This window comes from Shewanella sp. SG44-6, assembly GCF_014164185.1.
GTDB lineage: Bacteria > Pseudomonadota > Gammaproteobacteria > Enterobacterales > Shewanellaceae > Shewanella > Shewanella vesiculosa.
In genome coordinates, this window is the sequence record NZ_JACJER010000266.1 from 1 (window position 1) to 1,633 (window position 1,633).

The following is a 1,633-nucleotide window of genomic DNA, read 5'->3' on the forward strand; positions in this document are numbered from 1 at the left end:
ACCACAAACCACACATCCCGCGCACCAAACAAAAACATGCGTGCGGCAGAAAGCGTGTTTACCGCCGGACTCTTAGAGAAAATTTCCGTGAACTTAGGTTTGTTTTTGGCTTTACCTAAATCGCGTTGCAAACTTAACAGACTAAAAATCCACACCAGTAATAGGCCAATCGCCATACCTAACACGGCCTGCTGGAATCCAAACAGGGTCAGTAAGGCACCGCCCAAGAAGAACCCCGCGCCCTTTAGCGCATTTTTGGAGCCAGTAAGCATGGCAACCCACTTATACAGCTCACCCTGAGCATCATTGGGCACCAACAACTTGATACTGCTTTTAGCGCTCATCTTATTGAGATCTTTAGCGATACCCGACAAGGCCTGCGCCGCCATCACCCAAGCAACCGTGAGCATACCGCTAGGCACAAGCAGCATGCTAAGGGCGACAATCTGCATAAATAGGCCTACATTCATGGTCTTATTTAAGCCTAAACGCGCCCCGAGCCAGCCGCCGACTAAGTTCGTTACCACCCCAAAGATTTCATAGAAGAGGAATAGCATGGCAATTTGCAGCGGGCTATAACCTAATCCATGGAAATGGAGCACCACTAACATACGTAATGCGCCATCGGTGAGCGTGAATGCCCAATAGTTGCCTGTGACCACCAAATACTGGCGGATCTCGGGTGATATGTTAGACAAGAACCCTGTCAGCTTACCCATAAAGCTTATGCCTTATCCATCAGACCGACCATGCGGGCCAGTTCGACGGTGCGATTGGCATAACCCCACTCGTTGTCATACCAAGCGTAGAGTTTGACCTGAGTGCCATTGATAATCATGGTCGATAACGCATCGATAATGCTCGAACGCGGATCGGTTTTATAATCGACCGAGACTAATGGACGTTCCTCATAACCTAAAATGCCTTTTAGCGGTCCGTCTGCCGCTTCTTTTAACAGGCGATTGACCTCAGCTTCGGTCGTTTTGCGACTCACCTCGAACACGCAATCAGTTAATGAGGCATTCGCTAATGGCACCCGCACCGCATGGCCGTTGAGCTTACCTTTGAGTTCAGGGAAAATATGGGTAATGGCTGTCGCCGAGCCCGTCGTTGTGGGGATTAAGCTTAAACCACAGGCCCGCGCACGACGGAGATCTTTATGCGGTGCATCTAAAATAGTTTGAGTGTTGGTAATATCATGAATGGTCGTCATGGAACCATGTACTATGCCGAGGTTTTCGTGGATCACTTTAACGATCGGCGCCAAACAGTTAGTAGTACAGGAGGCCGCAGTCACAATCGGATGAATAGCTTTGTCATAGAGTTGATGATTCACTCCCATGACAACGTTTAACACGCCCTCTTCTTTAACAGGCGCCGTGACTACAACGCGTTTAACACCTTGATCTAAATAAGCTTGTAGCACTGCTTTGGTTTTCATTTTACCCGAAGCTTCAATCACCACATCACAACCGGACCAATCGGTTTCCCCGATGGTTTTATTGCGAGTACAGCGAATACGCTTGCCATCGATAATGATGTCATCGCCATCGGCATTGGCTTCGTACTGCCAGCGACCATGCACAGAGTCGAATGTCAGCAAATGGGCTAAGGTCGCCGCATCCCCTGCGGG

2 protein-coding genes are annotated in these 1,633 nt (G+C 49.2%); both read right to left on the bottom strand.

Annotated features, from left to right (window positions below):
- A partial coding sequence (locus H5185_RS23505) for an MFS transporter (protein ID WP_182743280.1) occupies nucleotides 1–719 on the bottom strand: 719 nt, incomplete at its 3' end.
- Between the two features lie 5 nt (nucleotides 720–724).
- Nucleotides 725–1,633, bottom strand: a 909-nt coding sequence (locus H5185_RS23510; protein WP_182743283.1) for an ArsJ-associated glyceraldehyde-3-phosphate dehydrogenase, incomplete at its 5' end; no start/stop codon positions are given.